The following is an 18,409-nucleotide window of genomic DNA, read 5'->3' as shown; positions in this document are numbered from 1 at the left end:
CAAAGCCGAGCGGCGCAGGGCCAACAGTTGGGCGTTCTACCAACTACGTCAGTTTCTGGAATACAAGGCGAGGGCTGCAGGGGTTTCTCTGATTCTTGTGCCGCCTGCTTACACGTCGCAGACCTGTCACAAGTGTTTACACATCCACCCTGAGCAGGGCAAGTCCTACCGCAGTGGCAAGTCGTTCAAGTGTGGGCACTGTGGATGGGAAGGGGATGCGGATTTGAATGGTGCGAATGTGATTGCGCTTTTGGGGGCTGCTGTGAACCAGCCTAGAGGTTCGTGGTTGGCTTGCCAACTGCAGGGCTACCGAAAGCCCGCCCTGTACTGCGAAGCAGTCAGGGTCGGGTAGTTTACAACCATTCTGTGTTCGGGGCTGAGCTGAGCCATGCTTTGCTGTAGAGCCTGTTGGTAGTGCAAGTGCATCAGGTCGGGGCCAGGGTGAGCGATATCCGATCCGAGGGCCAGGTTTTGGGTTTGGGAGTGTTGCCGGGCGCAGCGCCGTCGCTGATCTGAGGCCACATTCCAGCAGATGCGATACAGCCAAGTGGAAAACTGGGCCGAGCCGCGAAACCGAGGCAACCCTTTCCAGGCACGAATAAACACTTCCTGTACCAGGTCATCCAAAAGATCGGCTCCACACAAGGGATAGAGGATATTCCGTACCGACTGCTGGTATTTGCGGTAGAGTTGGCGAAAGCTCTGGCTGTCGCCGTTGAGGCAGCGCTGGATCAGCTCCCAATCGGATGTATCCTTTGCCGCCTGCACGAGAGGACGCTCCCTTGTTCTCAACCTTGCTTTGTCTGACTCCCAATGCCCCCAAAAGGTTCAAAGGATCCCTGTCTACGATGGCCCTCCACTTCCCGCCAAGATACCGGCATCTTCTGATTGCCGTTTTCCCTCAAAGGATACCCGCCGGCAGGTGTAGACAAGCCAATCCCTCTTGCCTGTTCGCACTTTCTCAATCCCAATTCTGTTGAATTCTATTGGCTCGTCGACCTACAATTCCAATAACACCAAAAAGAGGGAATGAAAAGCTGATCTTCATGCCTGCCTGGCCATGGCCAAAACAACTCAGATAACCGATAAACCCGATCTGTTTGGATTCCTCTATCATCACCCGACGCTCATCCTTGCCATTCTGTTGGGGCCACCTCTCATTTGGTTACTGGTCTTTTACTTGGGGCCGCTGCTGGCGCTGCTGCTGCAAAGTTTTTATCATCTGGATCCCTTTACCGGCCTGATCCTGAGAAAGTTGACTTTGGCCACCTATCGGGAGCTGCTCACTCCTGCCAGCGTGGATATCTTTGTCCGCAGCTTGACTATGGCTTTGGCAGTGACCCTAGCTGCAATTGTGTTGGCTTTTCCTCTGGCTTATACCATGGTCAGACTGGCCTCTCCTCGCTGGAAGGACTTTTTGTACTTGTTGGTGCTCCTACCGCTTTGGTCTAGTTATTTGATTCGGGTTTATGCCTGGAAGTTGATCCTGGCCAAAGAAGGGATCCTTACCTATCTACTCACCCATGTGGGCCTACAGGGCTGGGTGGAAAAGATTTTGCAGTTGCCCGGGATCGGTGGGCCATCGCTGGCTGTATCCAACTTGGGTATTTTCTTGGTGTTTCTCTATGTTTGGCTGCCCTATATGATTCTGCCGATCCAGGCGGCTTTGGAGCGAGTGCCTGATAGCTTAATTGAGGCTTCTGCAGATTTGGGAGCTCAGGGTTGGCAAACGTTCCGCCATGTTACTCTTCCCCTCGCCTTGCCAGGGATCCTGGCCGGGTCGGTCTTTACCTTTTCCTTAACGCTAGGAGATTTTGTGGTGCCTTATTCTCTGGGCAATTCCAGCTATTTCATCGGGCAGGCAGTTCTCGCCTTTCAGGGCACCTCTGGCAACATTCCCTCGGCGGCAGCCTTCACGGTTGTGCCGATGGGGATCATGACCGTCTATCTGCTAGTGGCCAAGCGGCTGGGGGCTTTTGAATCGGTGAGCTGACCCGATCAAGGATTTTTCCAACACATGAGGAGCCAACTGAGCTAGGCTGGTAAGTGTTAACGAATGTATCGGGCTGTCCCTATGGTGCTCTTTGGCTTTGGCAAACTTGGCAAGAAACTGTCCCTGCCCAAACCGGAAGAAGCCTTGCCGGGCCGGGCCGAGCCGATGGTGATCGTGAATCGGCATTTTGTCAATGGCCATCCGCTGCAGCCGCCTTTTCCCGAGGGCATGGAGCTGGCCATGTTCGGCATGGGCTGCTTCTGGGGGGCAGAGCGCAAGTTTTGGCAGGTGCCAGGGGTGTTCAGCACAGCGGTGGGCTACGCTGGCGGGTTTACCCCCAACCCCACCTATGAAGAGGTCTGTACTGGCCTGACTGGCCACAACGAGGTGGTGCGGGTGGTTTACGACCCAGCTCAGGTCAGCTATGCCCAACTGCTGAAGGTGTTTTGGGAAAATCACGACCCTACCCAGGGGATGCGCCAAGGCAATGATGTGGGCACCCAATACCGCTCCGGCATCTATGTGTATTCTCCGGCGCAGCGGGAGCTGGCGGAAAAAACCCGCGATCTCTATCAGCAGGCCCTGACCGCCCACGGCTACGGCCAGATCACCACCGAGATCTTAGACGCGCCTGAGTTTTACTACGCCGAAGACTACCACCAGCAATATCTGGCCAAGAATCCGCGCGGCTACTGCGGCCTGCGGGGCACTAGGGTTTGTCTGCCAGAGATCCTCACCGAGCCTGCCTAGCCCCAACCCAACCGTCAAAAGACTCGGCGGGAATGGGATCCCCGCTCAAGGAACTCCCTAGCCACTAGGGTTACCACCGCCAGCAAGGAGAGCACCACCGCCGCCGCATAGGCTGAGCCGGTGGCATAACTGCGGTAGGCATCTTCCACGAACAGGGGCAAGGTCTGGGTGCGGCCAATGATGTTGCCGGAAACCACAGCCACAGCGCCGAACTCCCCCATGGCGCGGGCATTGGTCAAGATGACGCCGTACAGAAGGCCCCAGCGGATGTTGGGCAGGGTGATTCTCCAGAAGATCTGCCAGGGGGTCGCCCCCAGCGTTTTGGCGGCTTCTTCCTGGTCGGTGCCTGCCTCCTCCAACACCGGCAACACTTCCCGCGCCACAAAAGGAAGGGTGATGAAAGCCGTTGCCAACACAATGCCCGGAAATGCAAAGATAACCCTCCAGGATCCCAGCCAACCCTGACGCCCGAAGATGAGCACCAGCATTAGGCCAGCCACCACCGGGGAAATGGAAAAGGGCAGATCGATCAGGCTCAGCAGCAGCGCCCGCCCCGGAAAACGCCGATGAGCAATGGCCAAGGCAGCACAGAGGCCGAAAAAGGTATTGAGGGGCACAACGACCAGGGCGGTTAGCACCGTCAATCGCAGGGCACTGAGCAACTCCCGCTCTGTCAGGCGATGGAGAAAGGCTGGGATCCCTTCTCGAAACGCCTGATAGAAGATGTTCACCACCGGGATCCCGAGCAGCAGCGCGATGTAAAGCCCGACGATCCCGATCAACAGGCCCGACAGCCATGTTGAGGGCTTCGGTTTGACACCTGCTACCTCGTCAGGTTTCATGGCGACTTCCCCAGGCTTGCAGAAGGTTAATTACCACCAGCGACAGGAAAGAGATCCCCAACATCACCGTTCCGATCACGGTTGCCCCAGCATAGTCGTGTTGTTCCAGCCGCTGAATCACCAGCACCGCCGCGATCAAGTCCCGAAAGGGAATGCTGGAAGCGATGATCACCACAGAGCCGTATTCCCCCACGGCGCGGGAAAACCCCAGGGCCACCCCGGTGAGCACTGCCGGCAGAATCTGGGGCAGCACCACGCGCCGGAAGGTCTGAAAGCGGGAAGCCCCCAAACTCCAGGCTGCCTCTTCCACATCTTTCTCCAGCTCCTGCAACACCGGCTGCACCGTCCGCACCACAAAGGGAAAAGAAATAAACAGCATCGCCACCCCCACCCCCAAGCGGGTAAAGGAGATGCGGATCCCCAAGGGGGCCAAAAGGGATCCAATCCAGCCGTTGCTGCTGTAAACCGTTGCCAGGGTGAGGCCGGCCACGGCGGTGGGCAAAGCAAACGGCAGATCGATCAACCCCTCGAGAAGCTTTTTGCCGGGGAAGGCGTAGCGCACCAGCACCCAGGCAGTCAGGGTGCCCATCACGCCGTTGATCAGAGCCGCCAGCAACGCGGTTACAAAAGTAACTTCATAGGCGGAGAGGGCCACGGGATCCGTCGCGATCCGCCAAAACTCCGCCCAGCCCACGCTGCTGGACTTGGCAATCAAGGCAGCCAGCGGCAGAATCAACATCAAGAAGAGATAGCCCAGGGTCAGCCGCCACGGCCAAGACAGTTGAGACAAAGCTTGCAGCAACGTTTCTCAAGCTCCCACCGGCATTGCGGTCATCTCGGTTTTTTTGACGGGAAAGGCTTTCACCACCTTGGGGCGCACATAGACCTGCTGCCCCACCTGCAGGGGTTGGTTGGCATATTGCTCGCGGCTGAGATGGGCCCACAGGGATCCGCCATCGCTAAGAATCAGCTCCGCCTGAATCTCCCGACCCAGGTGGATGATCTCCTTAACGCGGGCAGAAACACCACTGCTGCCGGGGTTGACCTCAATCTGCACATCGTGGGGGCGCAAAAAAAGCTGATGCGGGCCGGCCTGCACCTCGGGAAGCTGGCAAAAGAGTTGGGAGCGGGGAGAAAGCTCGTTGACCGGGCCGACAAAGCTCATCACAAAGGGTGTAGCTGGATGGTCATAGATTTCTGCCGGGGATCCCACCTGTTCGATCCGCCCCTGGTTCATCACCACGATCTGATCCGCCACCTCCATGGCTTCCTCTTGATCATGGGTTACAAATACCGTTGTCACATGCACCTCATCGTGCAGGCGCCGCAACCACTTGCGCAGCTCTTTGCGGACTTTGGCATCCAGGGCCCCAAAGGGCTCATCCAACAGCAACACCTGCGGCTCCACCGCCAAAGCGCGGGCTAGGGCCACCCGCTGCCGCTGCCCCCCAGAGAGTTGAGAGGGGTAGCGATCCCCGAACCCCGATAGCTGCACCAGCTCCAGCAGCTCATCCACCCGTGCCCGAATCTCGGCCCGTGAAGCCTTGCGGATCTCCAAGCCAAAGGCGATGTTCTGCCGCACCGTCATGTGCTTGAACAGGGCGTAGTGCTGAAAAACAAAACCAATGTTGCGCTCCTGGACGCTGGCATGGGTAGCATCCCGCCCGGTGAGGGAAATCCGCCCCGTATCCGGCTTTTCTAGGCCGGCAATCAGGCGCAGCAGGGTGGATTTGCCAGAACCGGATGGCCCCAAGAGGGCAACCAGGGATCCCGTGGGAATGGTGAGATCGGTGGGGTGAAGGGCCTGAAACTCGCCAAAACGCTTCGATACCCCTTCGATGGTGATACCCATAGGTTCTGCCTAGCTAGTGGTTTGCCTGAGAAGTTGCTGGATGGTTGCCGGCTGAGTCTTCTGGAGAGGGCGAGGGAAGTTAAACCCGCGGCTAATCTACGGTAAACCTGTCAACAAACCGTTGATATAGCTCCCAAGATAACTTGAACGGGGATCCAAAACAAGGGAGACTCCCTACAACTGAGCTTGGATGCGGTCAAACAAGGCCCCATCGGCAAAAAAGCGGCTTTGGACAACCTCCCAGCCTCCCAGGTCGGCGACGGTAACCCGCTTCTCAACAGGAGGGTACCGCCAGGCAAACTCTTGGGCCACCGTCGGCTCCACCGGGCGAAAGCCCACCTCGGCAAAGGCCCGCTGCGCTTCTGGGGTGAATAGGTAGTCCACAAAGGCTTCGGCCACGGCACGGGTACCTTTGCGATCCACATTGGCATCCACCACGGCTACGGGGTTGTCGATGGAAATGTTGGGGTCGGGCACCACATAGGACAGGGATTGGCCGCGCAAGCCCGCCAGGATCACCTCATGTTCGTAGGTAATCAGGGCATCCCCTTGCCCTTTTTGGAAAAAAACATCGGTGGCCTCCCGCGAGTCCCGCGGCAAAATGCGGACATTTTTGTAGACCTGGGTGGTGAAGGCCAGGGCCTGAGGTTCAGGGACAGCGCTCCAGAGGGCTAAAAAGTTCCAGCGGGCGCCCCCTGAGGTCTTGGGGTTGGCGGTAACCACCTGCAAGCCGGGCCGAGCCAGATCCGGCCAAGAGCGGATCCCCTGGGGGTTGCCCTCCCGCGTTACAATTACTGCCACCGAGCGGGTGACGATCCCTTGGTTGGGGGTACGGGCTTCCCATCCCGGCTGGATGAGACCCGCAGCCACGAGGCGCTCCACATCCAAAGCCAGGGCCAAGGCCACCACATCGGCATCCAGCCCGTCGATGACCGCCCGCGATTGCGTTGCTGAGCCACCGTAGCTGCTTTCTACGCGCACCCGTTGCCCCGTTTTCGCCAGCCAATCGGCCTCAAAAGCAGGGATGATCTGCCGGTAGGCATCCCGCGTCACCGCAAAAGAAGCGAGGAGGATCCTGACTTCCCCCTGCAATCCCCCCCCTCGGCCACAGCCGCCAAGGCCAAGCAGAAGGCAGAGCAGCAGGGATCCCATCCCCAGCCACCGTCCCCCGCTCGCCAGCAGCCTCTGGATCCCGCCTGTCTTTGTAACCTCCATAGCCGTCCTCAAAACCTCGGGCCGCCCTCGCCCCCAGCCTCTCTCCGACAGAGGGGCTCCGCTTGCTGTAGGCGGAAGGAGCAGGCCCTTGTTCCTATTCTACGGTAAGCCGGTCGGCAAACCGTTTTTATTTAAGGATCCCTAGGCAGGACAGGGGGTGGGGATCGCCGCATCGACAGCGAGATCCAGCGTGGCCTTGAGAATGCCAGGATCCTCTGGAGAAGGGCGCAACTGAAACCCCAGCCGCTGACACAGGCGGCGCATGGCCTCGTTTTCGCCAAGAACCTCGCCGGTGAGGCGCTGGATCCCTTCGCAGCGGGCCACCTGAATGAGGCGGGTCAACAGCTCTGTGCCAATCCCTTGCCGTTGGTAGGGATCCGCCACCAGCATGGCAAACTCTGCTTCTTGGGGAAAGCCATGTTTTCTGGAGAGGCGGCTGATGCCGAGGATTAAGGACTCCGTCTTGCTGGCGCGATTGGCCTCTGGCTCCTGTTTTTCGGCCACCAGGGCGATCTCGCGGTCGTAGTCGTTAAAGCAAATGCGGGTGAGGCGCTCATGGGCGATACGGGCGCTGTATTTGATCGGGTGGAAGTAGCGCAGATAGACGCTGTAATCGGAGACGTGGCGGTGAAAATCGATCACCAAAGGCTCGTCTTCAGGGCGAATGGGGCGAATGGTGATGCCGTCCCGGAAGCTCCAGATGTACTGGGTGGGATAGGGGCGGATGGCCAAGGGCACCTGGGGATCCTGCTCGGTTCGCAAAATGACGCGGGCATCCAAAGCCAGCAGGCCCTCGCTGGAAGCCAGCAGCGGATTGATGTCGATCTCTTTAATCTCCCGCTGCTCGGCCACCAGTTGGCTAAAGCGCACCAAGAGCTGTTCCAGGGCCTCCAGATCGACAGCTGGGCGTCCGCGTACCCCCCTGAGGGCCTTGTAGATGAGGGTGTTTTCCATCAGGCGCCGCGCCAAGGTGGTGTTGAGGGGGGGAAGGCCGATGGAGCGATCTTGAAACACCTCCACCAGTTGTCCGCCACTGCCAAACAGCAACACCGGCCCAAATTGGGGATCCTGGCTGCTCCCCAGGATCAGCTCATAGCCATCCGTGTCCACCATCGGCTGCACCGTGACCCCCTGGAAGTGCTCCGGCCCCGCTTTCTCGCTGACGTTGCGGAGGATTTGCCCGAAGGCCCGGCGCACCGCCTCAGCATCGGGCAGGTTGAGCTGCACGCCGCCCACATCGGTTTTGTGGGTGAGGGTGTGGGAGTAGAGTTTCACCACCACCGGGTAACCCATGGCCTCGGCAGCTTCCACCGCCGCTTCGGGACTCTCAGCCACCCGCGTCGGCACCACCGGGATCCCGTAGGCGGCCAGGATCTCTTTGGACTCCGCCTCGGTTAGAAGCGTTCGACCTTCCCGCCGAGCTTGGCTAAAGGTTTGCTGCACCTTGTCGCGCTCTACCGCTGTTGAAGGGGGCAGAGTGGGGGTCTCGTAGAGGGCCTTGAGGTTGTAGCTAAATCGCCACAAATAGCCGAACACCCGCGCCGCTTGATCCGGGTAGCGGTAGGTGGGGATCCCGGCTTGGTTGAGGATGTGCTCGCCCGCATCCACGCCAGCTCCCCCCATCCAACTGGCCAGGATAGGCTGCCGGGATCCACTGCGCCGCCAGGTCTCCACCACTTTCTCGGCAGTGGCCGTGGGATCCGTCATGGCTTGGGGGGTGAGGATGACCAGACAGCCCTGGCTGCCCGGATCTTGCAACACCACTTCCAAAACTTGGGCAAAGCGCTCCGGATCGGCATCCCCCAAAATGTCAATGGGATTGCCGTGGCTCCAGTGGGGGGGCAAGATCCGCTCAAGCTGCTCCAGGGTTTGGGGGGAGAGCTGGGCCAGGGATCCCCCGGCGCGAATGAGGGCATCGGTGGCCAGCACCCCTGGCCCGCCGGCATTGGTGAGGATGGTCAGGTGAGGGCCCTGAGGACGGGGCTGTTTGGCCAGCACCTCCGCCAGGTCGAAGAGATCTTCAATGTGATCCACCCGCAGCACGCCGCAACGGCGGAAGGCCGCATCCAACACTGCGTCGCTGCCGGTGAGGGAGCCCGTGTGGGAAGCGGCTGCTTGGGCTGCCGCCTGGGTGCGCCCCGCCTTGATGACAATGATGGGCTTGCTCAGGGCCACCTCTCGGGCCGCGGACAGAAAAGAGCGGGCATCCCCGATGGATTCCATGTACAAGACAATGCTGTGGGTATGGGGATCCTCGCCCAAGTAGTCGATTAAGTCTCCCCAGCCCACATCCAGCATCGATCCCAGAGAGATAAAGGCGCTGAAGCCCACATTTTCCTGCAGGCTCCAGTCCAGGATCGAGGTGCACAGGGCCCCACTTTGGCTGATGAAGCCCACATTGCCGGGCCGGGCCATCTGGGCAGCAAAGGTGGCGTTTAAGCCCGTGTGGGGGTTTTGGATCCCCAGGCAGTTGGGGCCAATCAAGCGCAGCTTCCTAAGGACTCCGTCCCGCTGACGCGATTGGATAGTCTGCTGAATTTGCTTCTCCAGCTCCCAGCCAGCAGGGCCCGTTTCCTTGAAGCCTGCTGAAAGAACAATGGCGCCCTTGACCCCGGCTTCTACGCACTCCTGCACCACCTTGGGCACCCCCGCTGCCGGAATGGCGATAATGGCCAGATCCACCGGCTCCGGCAGAGCGGACAGCCGCTCGTAGGCCCGGATCCCCAACACCTGGTGCCGCTTGGGATTGACCGGGTAAACCGTGCCGCCAAAGGGGTGGCTAATGAGGTTCCACAACACCGTCCGCCCCACGCTGCCCTCCCGCTCCGTGGCCCCCACCACCGCCACCGAACGGGGCAGAAAAATGGGATTCAGGGGATGGGATCGGGCCCTCCAGATATCCACACTGGGATCCAGTCGTTGCCACATACCCTACTCCTTAGGCCAACACTGGTTCCGGCTGGTGGTAGAGGGCAGAATCCACCCGGCAGCCCCGATAGGCCAAAACGTACAGCTCCTTCATGTCTTGAATGAGGGGATAGCGGGGGTTGGCGCCGGTGCATTGGTCGTCAAAGGCTTGCTCCGCCATCGCCTCCAGACGGTCGTAAAACTCCCGCTCTTTCTCCCCCAGGGCCTCGCGAATGGTGGCCGGGATCCCCAGTTTCCGCTTGAGTTCTTCGATGGCCTCAATCAGGCGCATGACCTTTTCATCGTCATCCGCCCCGCCCAACTGCAGGTAATCGGCAATTTCCGCGTAGCGGTGTTTGGCGTTGGGATAGCGGTATTGGGGAAAAATGGCCTGCTTGAAGGGGGCGTCGGTGGCGTTGTAGCGGATGACGTGGGTAATCATCAGGGCATTGGCCAGGCCGTGGGGCAGATGGAAGGTGGATCCCAGCTTGTGGGCCAGGGAGTGGCACACCCCCAAAAAGGCGTTGGCAAAGGCCATGCCGGCAATGGTGGCGGCGTAGTGGACTTTTTCCCGCGCTTCGGGATCCTCGGCGCCCTTCTCGTAGGCCCGCGGCAGGTAGGTCATCAGGAGCTTGATGGCCTGCAGGGCAAGCCCATCGGTAAAGTCGCTGGCCATCACCGACACATAGGCTTCCAGAGCATGGGTGAGGGCATCGATGCCGCCGTAAGCCGTTAGCTTCTTGGGCATCTTTAAGGTGAGATCCGGATCCACAATGGCCATGGTGGGGGTGAGGGCGTAGTCCGCCAGGGGGTATTTGATCCCCACCCGGTCATCGGTCACTACGGCAAAGGGCGTCACCTCGGATCCCGTGCCGGAAGTGGTGGGGATGCAGATGAGCTGAGCTTTTTGTCCCAGTGGGGGCAGCTCGTAAACCCGCTTGCGGATGTCCATAAAGCGCATCGCCAAGCCTTCAAACTCCACCTGGGGCTGCTCGTACATCAGCCACATCACCTTGGCCGCATCCATCGGGGATCCCCCACCGACCGCGATGATCACATCCGGTTGAAACTGGCGCAACTGCTCCAGACCGCGATTGACGTTGCTGAGGGTGGGATCCGGCTCTACATCGTGGTACACATCCCAGCTCACGCGAATCTCATCCAAAACCTGGGTGATGGGATGCAATATGCCCAACTCAAAGAGCGGCTTATCGGTCACCAAAAAGGCGCGTTTTTTGCCGGCCAATTCCCGCAGAGCAATGGGTAGACATCCGGGCTTGAAGTAAACCTTGGGCGGGATCCGAAACCAGAGCATGTTTTCCCGACGTTGGGTTACCGTTTTAATGTTGAGCAGGTGGCGCGGCCCCACATTCTCGGAGATCGAATTGCCTCCCCAAGTGCCACAGCCCAAAGTCAGAGAGGGATCTAGCTTGAAGTTGTAGAGATCCCCAATGGCCCCTTGTGAAGAGGGAGTGTTGATCAAGACTCGACCGGTTTGCAGGGCATTTTCAAAGTAGGCAATATCGTCCCGATTGGCGGGATCTGTGTACAAAACAGAGGTGTGTCCCCGCCCGCCGAAATTGACCAGTTGGACAGCAACATCTACGGCGCTGTGGAAATCGTTGGCGCGGTAGAGGGCCAGAACAGGGGCCAATTTTTCGTAGGAGAAGGGCTCCTCCGGCCCCACCTTCTCCACTTCCCCAATCAGCAGTTTGGTGCCTTCGGGTACCTGGATACCGGCCAGGGCAGCGATGGTCTGCACCGACTGGCCCACAATGGCCGGATTGAGGCGACCGTCTTTGAGAAGGATGCGGCGCACGGCTTCGATTTGTTCCGGATCCAAAATGTAGGCCCCCCGATGGCCGAACTCGGCCTTGACCTGCTCGTAGATGGCATCCACCACCACCACTGCCTGTTCTGAGGCACAGATCATGCCGTTGTCGAAGGTCTTGCTCAACAAAATCGAGCTGACAGCCATGGGAATATCGGCACTGGCATCGATCACTGCCGGGGTATTGCCCGCTCCCACCCCCAAAGACGGGTGGCCCGAAGAGTAGGCCGCTTTAACCATGCCAGGCCCGCCGGTAGCCAAGATCAGCTTCACCTCAGGATGCTGCATCAAAGCCTGGGACAGCTCGATGGTGGGCTCATCGATCCAGCCAATGAGCCCCACGGGAGCACCCGCTGCCTCGGCGGCTTCCTTAACCACTTTGGCTGCGGCAATAGTACATTTTTTGGCGCGGGGATGAGGGGAAAAGATAATGCCGTTGCGGGTTTTGAGGGTGATCAGAGCCTTGAAAATGGTCGTTGACGTGGGGTTGGTTACCGGCACAATACCTGCCAAAAGACCCACCGGTTCAGCAATGCGCTCGTAGCCAAAGCTCTCATCCCGCTCGATAACCCCGCAGGTTTTCTCGTGTTTGTATTTGTTGTAAATGTATTCCGAGGCAAAGTGATTTTTGATCACCTTGTCCTCCACAATACCCATGCCGGTTTCCTGTACCGCCAGCTTGGCCAACGGGATCCGTTCGTTGTTGGCAGCCAGAGCGGCTTTGTGAAAAATCCGGTCTACCTGTTCTTGGGTGAAAGTTGCATATTCAGCTTGGGCAGCCTTCACCTGCTGGATCAAGGTTTCCAGCTCGGCTAGATTGGTTACTGGCATCGGTGGATCCCTCCAAAACTCATCAAGACTTAGACGATAGGAACAATTGACAATCGGATAGTTGGAAATAGTCGAATAACCCGAATGGCAATCTAGGCGCCAACAGGAGCAGGAACTTGGATTTCGGTGGTCAGGGTGGGGGGATGGGTAAGCGTATTGTGAATGATGCAGGCATCAACTGTTTTTTCCAGACCCTTTTGATGCCTTTCGTCCAGCGGGATCCCGATTTTGACTTGGATGCGAATGTTGTCTAGGCGAGCCGGATGCTCAACTTTCTCCGCCGTGACCACCACCTCTAGTCCACTAGGATCCAACTGTCGCGCTTCCAGATATTTGACGGCATAAAAACCAACACAGGCACCCAGAGAAGCCAAAAACCATTCCGGCGGCGTCATTCCCTGATCTCGACCGTGGTTGTCCAAAGGCTGATCGCTGAGAATGCGGTGCCCTCGGCTTTCCGCTTGGAACTGAACACCATCGCGGTAGGTGACGCAAACTTCCATTGGGGATCCCTCCTCTTGGGGTATTCTTCAGTTCACATAGAGTCCGTAAAGTTAGCCTGAGGATCAACTTGGATTCCAGTCAGCTCAGGGCCAATCTGGAGACGGTGCAGAGATTAACTGTGAATCACTTCGGATCTAAGCGTGACCTGGCTATGCTGACCCAAGCCGCAACTGCAGAATTGTCAAATAGCCACCAGTCCTTGATCCCGAAAGATTTGTAATGCATGATTCACCTGTTCGGGTGTGGGTGGATCGACATCGGCAAGGGTGTAAGGCAATCCCAATTGCTGCCATTTGTATTCCCCCATCTTGTGAAAGGGCAAAACTTCCACTCGCTCCACGTTGGATAAGGTGGCCACAAACTCGGCCAGACCCTTAATGTTTTCCTCGGGATCCGTCAAGCCGGGAACCAGCACAAAACGAATCCAGGTAGGCTTGTGGATCTGGTCTAAATAGCGGGCCAGATTAAGAGTGGGTTCTAGCGAAACGCCGGTAACCTTTCGATACAGCTCCGGCAGATAAGACTTGATATCCAGCAACACCAAATCTGTATGCTCCAACACAGGCTTGGCTGCTTCCAGTTGCCCATAGCCAGAAGTATCCAAAGCCGTGTGCAAGCCCAACTCATGACAGCGACGGAAGATCTCAGCTACAAAGGTGGGTTGCATTAAAGGCTCTCCCCCGGTAGCCGTAACTCCCCCCCCTCGCAAGTAATTCTTGTAACGTTGGATCTCGGCAATCAAAGACTCAACCGTAACAAGCTGTCCCGCCTGCGGATCCCGACAGTCGGGGTTGTGGCAATACAAACAGCGAAGTGGACAACCCTGTGTAAAAATTACGAAGCGGATTCCTGGCCCATCGACGGTGCCACAGGTTTCCACCGAGTGAATGCGCCCAGCAATTGGTGTCAGGGGGTTCATAACGGTATCCATACTTTTATCCTGGATGACTTTTGCAAAATATCAATCAATCTTGAGGTTTTCTTCCAGATTGCTAACTCAGGTTAAATAGAACACAGTTTCCATTTCTCTTTGGATTAGGTTGGGACTAGATTTTTTTAGATCCCTAGGGTCTTTTAGCTAGACCGCTGCTATCCTGGCTGGAAGGGAGAAAGGGGGATAAAAAGCCGAAAGGGCAGCTTGGGGATCCCACCCAGCTCAGACCGATGGGTCGTGTGGGCTAGGCACGGAGGTATCCACCGTGATGCCGTGCAGGCGGTGGGCCTTGGGATCGAAATCCTTCGGGAAATGGGTATAGGCATCGAAATCTGCGTGATCCAACAAGGCTCCTTCTAAGAGCGCCCCTCGGAAATTGCTGCCAAAGAGGAGACATCCCCGCAAATCGGCTTCCGATAGGTTAGCTCCGCTGAAGTCGGCAAAACTGAGATCGCACCCCCGCAAATTAGCCCCCGCCAAGTTGGCCCCACTGAAATCGGCATAGCTGAGATCGGCGCCAGCCAAATGGATCCCCTGCAGCTCAGCCCCCTGCAAATCGATCTCCCGAAAATCGCGCCGTCCTGAGGCATACTGGCTGACCAGATCCGCAGCGCTACAAACAGTCATGATCATCGGGCCTCCTCGGTTATCGATGGGGGATCCCTTCCATCGACCCCGGTATGGGCGGACTTCAGGGATCCCCAGGCTGGTCTTTTAGCAGTGTTGATGGAACGTGCGGTTAATGACATCCAGTTGCTGCTCGCGGGTGAGCTTGATGAAGTTCACCGCATAGCCGGAAACCCGGATGGTGAGCTGTGGGTAGAGCTCCGGGTGCTCCATGGCATGCAGCAGGGTCTCGCGGTTGAGAACATTGACGTTGAGGTGGAAACCGCCATCCCGCATGTAGCCATCCAGCAGCCCCACTAGATTGGCAACCCGCTCCTCCGCTGTGCGACCTAGGGCCGCCGGCACAATCGAGAAGGTGTTGGAGATCCCATCCAGAGCGTCGTCGTAGGGCAGCTTGGCCACCGAAGCCAGCGACGCCACCGCCCCCTTGGTGTCCCGGCCGTGCATGGGGTTGGCCCCTGGGGCAAAGGGCTCGCCCGCTCGCCGCCCATCGGGAGTATTGCCGGTTTTCTTGCCGTAGACCACGTTGGAGGTGATGGTGAGGATGGACTGGGTGGGGATGGCATTGCGGTAGGTCTTGTGCTTGCGCAGCTCGGCCATGAAGGTCTGCACCAGTTGCACCGCAATGGAGTCAACTCGGTCGTCGTTGTTGCCGTATTTGGGGAAGTCGCCCTCCACCGCGTAATCCACCACTAGGCCCCGCTCATCCCGGATGGCCCGTACCCGCGCGTATTTGATGGCGGATAGGGAGTCGGCTGTTACCGACAGGCCGGCCAACCCAAAGGCCATGGTGCGCAGCACGTCCCGGTCGTGCAGGGCCATCTCCAGGCGCTCGTAGCAGTACTTGTCGTGCATGTAGTGGATGATGTTCATGGTGTTGACGTAGGTTTTGGCCAGCCAGGCCATCATCTGCGCCATGCGCGGCCACACCTCGTCGTAGTCCAGGACATCGGCGGTGATGGGGGCGAAAGCAGGAGCCACCTGCTCGCCGGAGATCTCATCCCGACCGCCGTTGATGGCATAGAGCAGGCACTTGGCCAAGTTCACCCGCGCCCCAAAGAACTGCATTTGCTTGCCGATGCGCATGGCCGACACACAGCAGGCGATGCCGTAGTCATCCCCCCAGTAGGGGCGCATCAAGTCGTCGTTTTCGTACTGGATGGAGCTGGTTTCAATGGAGACCTTGGCGCAGTAGCGCTTGAAGGCTTCCGGCAGCCGCTCCGACCAGAGCACGGTCAAGTTGGGCTCGGGCGCTGGGCCAAGGTTGTAGAGGGTATGCAGCATGCGGAAGCTGGTTTTGGTAACCAAAGGCCGCCCATCCAGGCCCATGCCGCCGATGCACTCGGTAACCCAGGTGGGATCCCCGCTGAATAGCTCGTTGTACTCGGGCGTGCGCAAAAACCTGACCATGCGCAGCTTCATAACAAAGTGGTCAATGAGCTCCTGGGCCTCTTCCTCGGTGAGGATCCCGGCCTGCAGATCCCGCTCGATGTAGATGTCCAGGAAGGTGGACACCCGCCCCAAGGACATGGCCGCCCCGTTTTGCTCCTTGACGGCTGCCAGGTAGGCCAGGTACAGCCATTGGATGGCTTCGCGGGCGTTGGCTGCCGGACGGCCCAGGTCAAACCCGTAGCGGGATCCCATCTCTTTCAGCTCTTGTAGGGCCTTAATCTGCTCGGAGAGCTCCTCCCGCAGGCGGATGGTCTCTTCGTCCATCGTGTCCAGGTCTAGACTGGCTTTTTGGGCCTGCTTGTCTTCGATGAGCCGATCCACCCCGTAGAGGGCCACCCGCCGGTAGTCCCCAATGATGCGACCCCGACCGTAGGCATCGGGCAGGCCGGTGATGATCCCGGAGCGGCGGCAGCGGCGCATCTCTTCGGTGTAAGCATCAAAAACGCCGTCGTTGTGGGTTTTGCGGTACTGGGTAAAAATTTCCTTGGTGCGGGGATCCAGCTCGTAGCCATAGGCTTTGAGGGAAGACTCCACCACGCGGATGCCGCCAAAGGGCATGATGGCCCGCTTCAGGGGTTTGTCCGTCTGCAGCCCCACAATTTGTTCCAGCTCTGGGTCGATATAGCCAGGGGCGTGGCTGGTGATGGTAGAGGGAACGGCAGTATCGGCGTCCAGGATCCCTCGCTCTCGCTCCAGAGCCATCAAATCCTTGACCTTGGCCCACAGCCGCTGGGTGCGCTCGGTGGCTGCAGCTAAGAAGGTTTCATCACCGGTGTAGGGGGTGTAATTGCGCTGAATAAAGTCTCTGACGTCGATGGAGCGCTGCCAGGCTCCCGTTGCAAAATCGCTCAAAACTTTTTGACCGGCTGCGTTGGATCCCGTCCTTGGTTCCGCCTTCAATTCTGTAGGTGATGCTACAGAACGCTGCACACTGGCAACCATAACAATCCTCCCGGCTATTACGCCTGATAATCTATCGACAGGGCGAGGCAGCACCCCGGCCTTTGCCCCACGCAGGCTCTAAAAGAGAGCTAAAGAACCAATAGATCTCTGCAAGTAGATCTCTGCAAGGCTTATAGGGATCCTACGAAGGGCTTTTAGCAACTCTTCTGTTTCTTTTTTAGGCGTTCTAAATACACCTCGCCTGATTTAATTTTAGTCCCTTGCGCTCTGGGATATTTTCGGTTGCGTGATTTTTTAATCTTATTTTCATCCTATTTTTTAATGCTGTTTTAATATCTTCTTAACGTTGTTTTACGCTTTTCCATCGGCAAATGGCGGGCCTATGCTGAGGTAGGACGGCCCAGGTCGTCTGTTGCCGTGAGAACGTCAGGATACTCGGCCTTTGCCTTAGCAGTGCCTTGCTCTATGAACCAGTCCAATCGAATCGTCCAAGGGATCCATCACCTGCACTTCTATCTTTGGGATCTGCCCCGTTGGCAGGAACACTTTTGTCAAGTTTGGGGCTTCCGAATGGAAGGACAGCTCGGCAGTACCCTCTGTCTGCGTCAGGGATCCCTGCGCTTGCGCCTATCTCAGCCGGCTCACGCCGGGGATGAGGTGGATCGCTATTTGCAGCAACATTCGCCTGGGGTGGTGGATGTGGCCTTGGCGGTGGAGGAGCAAGGGCTGTTGGGCTTGGCAGAGCTTTTGCAGAGGCGAGGAGCCCAAGTGGAGTGGATCCCGGCAGAAGAGGAAGGCGGCCCCACTCTGCGCCTGCGCACCCCCTATGGACTTCGGCATTCTTTGCTCCCCGGCTCAGGGATCCCCGATTCAGCCCCTGCTGAGGAGAACCTGTTTTCCCACTGGGATCACCTGGTATTGAACGTGGAGCAGGGATCCCTGCAGGCAGCGGCGGATTGGTATGAGCAGGTGCTGGGTTGGCGGTCTCTGTATCGCTATAGCATCCGCACCAACACCTCTGGCCTAGAAAGTGTGGTGGTGGGAGATCCTGAAGCCGGGATCCAGTTGGCCATCAACGAGCCCACCTGTGCCGCTTCCCAGATCCAGGAGTTTTTGGATGCCCATCATGGCCCTGGCCTGCAACATGCGGCGTTGCACAGCTCAGATGTCTTCGCCAGTGTGCGCCGGCTGCGACAGGGAGGCGTAAACTTTCTGCAGGTGCCACCGGAGTACTACACAAACCTGGCAAGGGAGCTGGCTTCTGGAGCAATACTCCGTTCTGGTGGGTTGCCCCCCGCCATCTCCTGGCACGACTTGGTGGAGCAGCAGCTCCTTTTGGATGCCACCTTGCCTGCTTCTGATTCCCCACACCCCCCCCTGTTGTTGCAAACCTTCACTCAGCCTCTGTTTGGTCGGCCCACGTTTTTTTTCGAGGTCATCCAACGATTGGGTGGAGCCACAGGCTTTGGCGAAGCCAACTTTCAAGCCCTGTTTGAAGCTCTAGAACGCCAACAGCGACAACGGCAGCAAGCCCTGGTCTGCTAACACCCTTGTTCTAGGGATCCAGTGGGAGCACCAGGGGAATGTCTCCAGTTAATCAACACGATTGATTGCCCCTGAGTTTCCAGCCGATATTCGGGTATGCGGAAGGCGTTGACATCCTCCCCGGCCTGAAGGCCGGAGATTCCTACCACGCTACGCATGGATGGCTCCTTGCGCAGTCGTCTCGGCGGGTTCCTGCTTCCGACCGCCCGTGCAGTTCGATCCA

At 58.2% G+C, this 18,409-nt stretch carries 15 protein-coding genes; 4 read left to right on the top strand and 11 right to left on the bottom strand.

Annotated elements, in window-relative coordinates:
- Window positions 1–352, top strand: a 352-nt coding sequence (locus ACVWZJ_RS13010) for a zinc ribbon domain-containing protein (RefSeq protein ID WP_457396322.1), incomplete at its 5' end; no start/stop codon positions are given.
- Here ACVWZJ_RS13010 and ACVWZJ_RS13005 read toward each other — a convergent pair.
- A complete protein-coding gene (locus ACVWZJ_RS13005; protein ID WP_011431900.1) occupies window positions 307–768 on the bottom strand; it encodes a sigma-70 family RNA polymerase sigma factor in 462 nt (153 codons plus the stop codon). The two genes, ACVWZJ_RS13010 and ACVWZJ_RS13005, sit on opposite strands and share 46 nt — an antisense overlap.
- Before the next feature lie 292 nt (window positions 769–1,060).
- On the opposite strand from ACVWZJ_RS13005, the gene ACVWZJ_RS13000 reads away from it, so the two are divergent.
- Window positions 1,061–1,993 carry an ABC transporter permease gene (locus ACVWZJ_RS13000; protein WP_011431901.1) on the top strand — a complete coding sequence of 311 codons (933 nt, stop codon included), beginning with the start codon at window positions 1,061–1,063 and terminating at the stop codon, window positions 1,991–1,993.
- Between the two features lie 81 nt (window positions 1,994–2,074).
- Window positions 2,075–2,743, top strand: coding sequence for a peptide-methionine (S)-S-oxide reductase MsrA (msrA, locus tag ACVWZJ_RS12995; RefSeq protein ID WP_011431902.1), 669 nt, complete (start codon window positions 2,075–2,077; stop codon window positions 2,741–2,743).
- A gap of 14 nt (window positions 2,744–2,757) precedes the next feature.
- Here the strand turns inward: msrA and cysW are convergent, their stop codons facing one another.
- The 10 genes from cysW to pflB form a co-directional block, all read right to left on the bottom strand.
- Entirely contained in the window at window positions 2,758–3,585 is an 828-nt protein-coding gene (gene cysW, locus ACVWZJ_RS12990) for a sulfate ABC transporter permease subunit CysW (protein WP_011431903.1), read from the bottom strand.
- Entirely contained in the window at window positions 3,575–4,387 is an 813-nt protein-coding gene (gene cysT, locus ACVWZJ_RS12985) for a sulfate ABC transporter permease subunit CysT (protein WP_011431904.1), read from the bottom strand. Before cysT ends, cysW begins: the two co-directional genes overlap by 11 nt.
- Before the next feature lie 6 nt (window positions 4,388–4,393).
- Window positions 4,394–5,437, bottom strand: a complete 1,044-nt coding sequence (locus ACVWZJ_RS12980) for a sulfate/molybdate ABC transporter ATP-binding protein (RefSeq protein ID WP_011431905.1) — start codon at window positions 5,435–5,437, stop codon at window positions 4,394–4,396.
- Between the two features lie 174 nt (window positions 5,438–5,611).
- On the bottom strand, window positions 5,612–6,652 hold the full coding sequence (locus tag ACVWZJ_RS12975; protein ID WP_457396320.1) for a sulfate ABC transporter substrate-binding protein: 1,041 nt from the start codon (window positions 6,650–6,652) through the stop codon (window positions 5,612–5,614).
- Window positions 6,653–6,793: 141 nt separating this feature from the next.
- On the bottom strand, window positions 6,794–9,580 hold the full coding sequence (locus tag ACVWZJ_RS12970; protein WP_457396318.1) for a bifunctional acetate--CoA ligase family protein/GNAT family N-acetyltransferase: 2,787 nt from the start codon (window positions 9,578–9,580) through the stop codon (window positions 6,794–6,796).
- A 10-nt stretch (window positions 9,581–9,590) separates the two neighbouring features.
- Entirely contained in the window at window positions 9,591–12,221 is a 2,631-nt protein-coding gene (gene adhE / locus ACVWZJ_RS12965) for a bifunctional acetaldehyde-CoA/alcohol dehydrogenase (RefSeq protein ID WP_011431908.1), read from the bottom strand.
- 92 nt (window positions 12,222–12,313) lie between these two features.
- Window positions 12,314–12,724 carry an OsmC family protein gene (locus tag ACVWZJ_RS12960; RefSeq protein WP_011431909.1) on the bottom strand — a complete coding sequence of 137 codons (411 nt, stop codon included), beginning with the start codon at window positions 12,722–12,724 and terminating at the stop codon, window positions 12,314–12,316.
- A 182-nt stretch (window positions 12,725–12,906) separates the two neighbouring features.
- Entirely contained in the window at window positions 12,907–13,656 is a 750-nt protein-coding gene (gene pflA, locus ACVWZJ_RS12955; protein ID WP_011431910.1) for a pyruvate formate-lyase-activating protein, read from the bottom strand.
- A 225-nt stretch (window positions 13,657–13,881) separates the two neighbouring features.
- Window positions 13,882–14,292, bottom strand: coding sequence for a pentapeptide repeat-containing protein (locus ACVWZJ_RS12950; protein ID WP_011431911.1), 411 nt, complete (start codon window positions 14,290–14,292; stop codon window positions 13,882–13,884).
- 81 nt (window positions 14,293–14,373) lie between these two features.
- The gene (pflB, locus tag ACVWZJ_RS12945; protein ID WP_457396316.1) at window positions 14,374–16,680 is read right to left on the bottom strand and encodes a formate C-acetyltransferase; all 2,307 of its coding nucleotides are present in this window, start codon (window positions 16,678–16,680) and stop codon (window positions 14,374–14,376) included.
- 426 nt (window positions 16,681–17,106) lie between these two features.
- On the opposite strand from pflB, the gene ACVWZJ_RS12940 reads away from it, so the two are divergent.
- Window positions 17,107–18,186, top strand: coding sequence for a VOC family protein (locus tag ACVWZJ_RS12940; RefSeq protein ID WP_457396314.1), 1,080 nt, complete (start codon window positions 17,107–17,109; stop codon window positions 18,184–18,186).
- The last annotated feature ends 223 nt before the right edge of the window (window positions 18,187–18,409 follow it).

The sequence above is a fragment of the Thermostichus sp. OS-CIW-29 genome (assembly GCF_054058195.1).
Note: the sequence above shows the minus strand (reverse complement) of the source record. Positions and strands in the feature narration are given on the sequence as shown.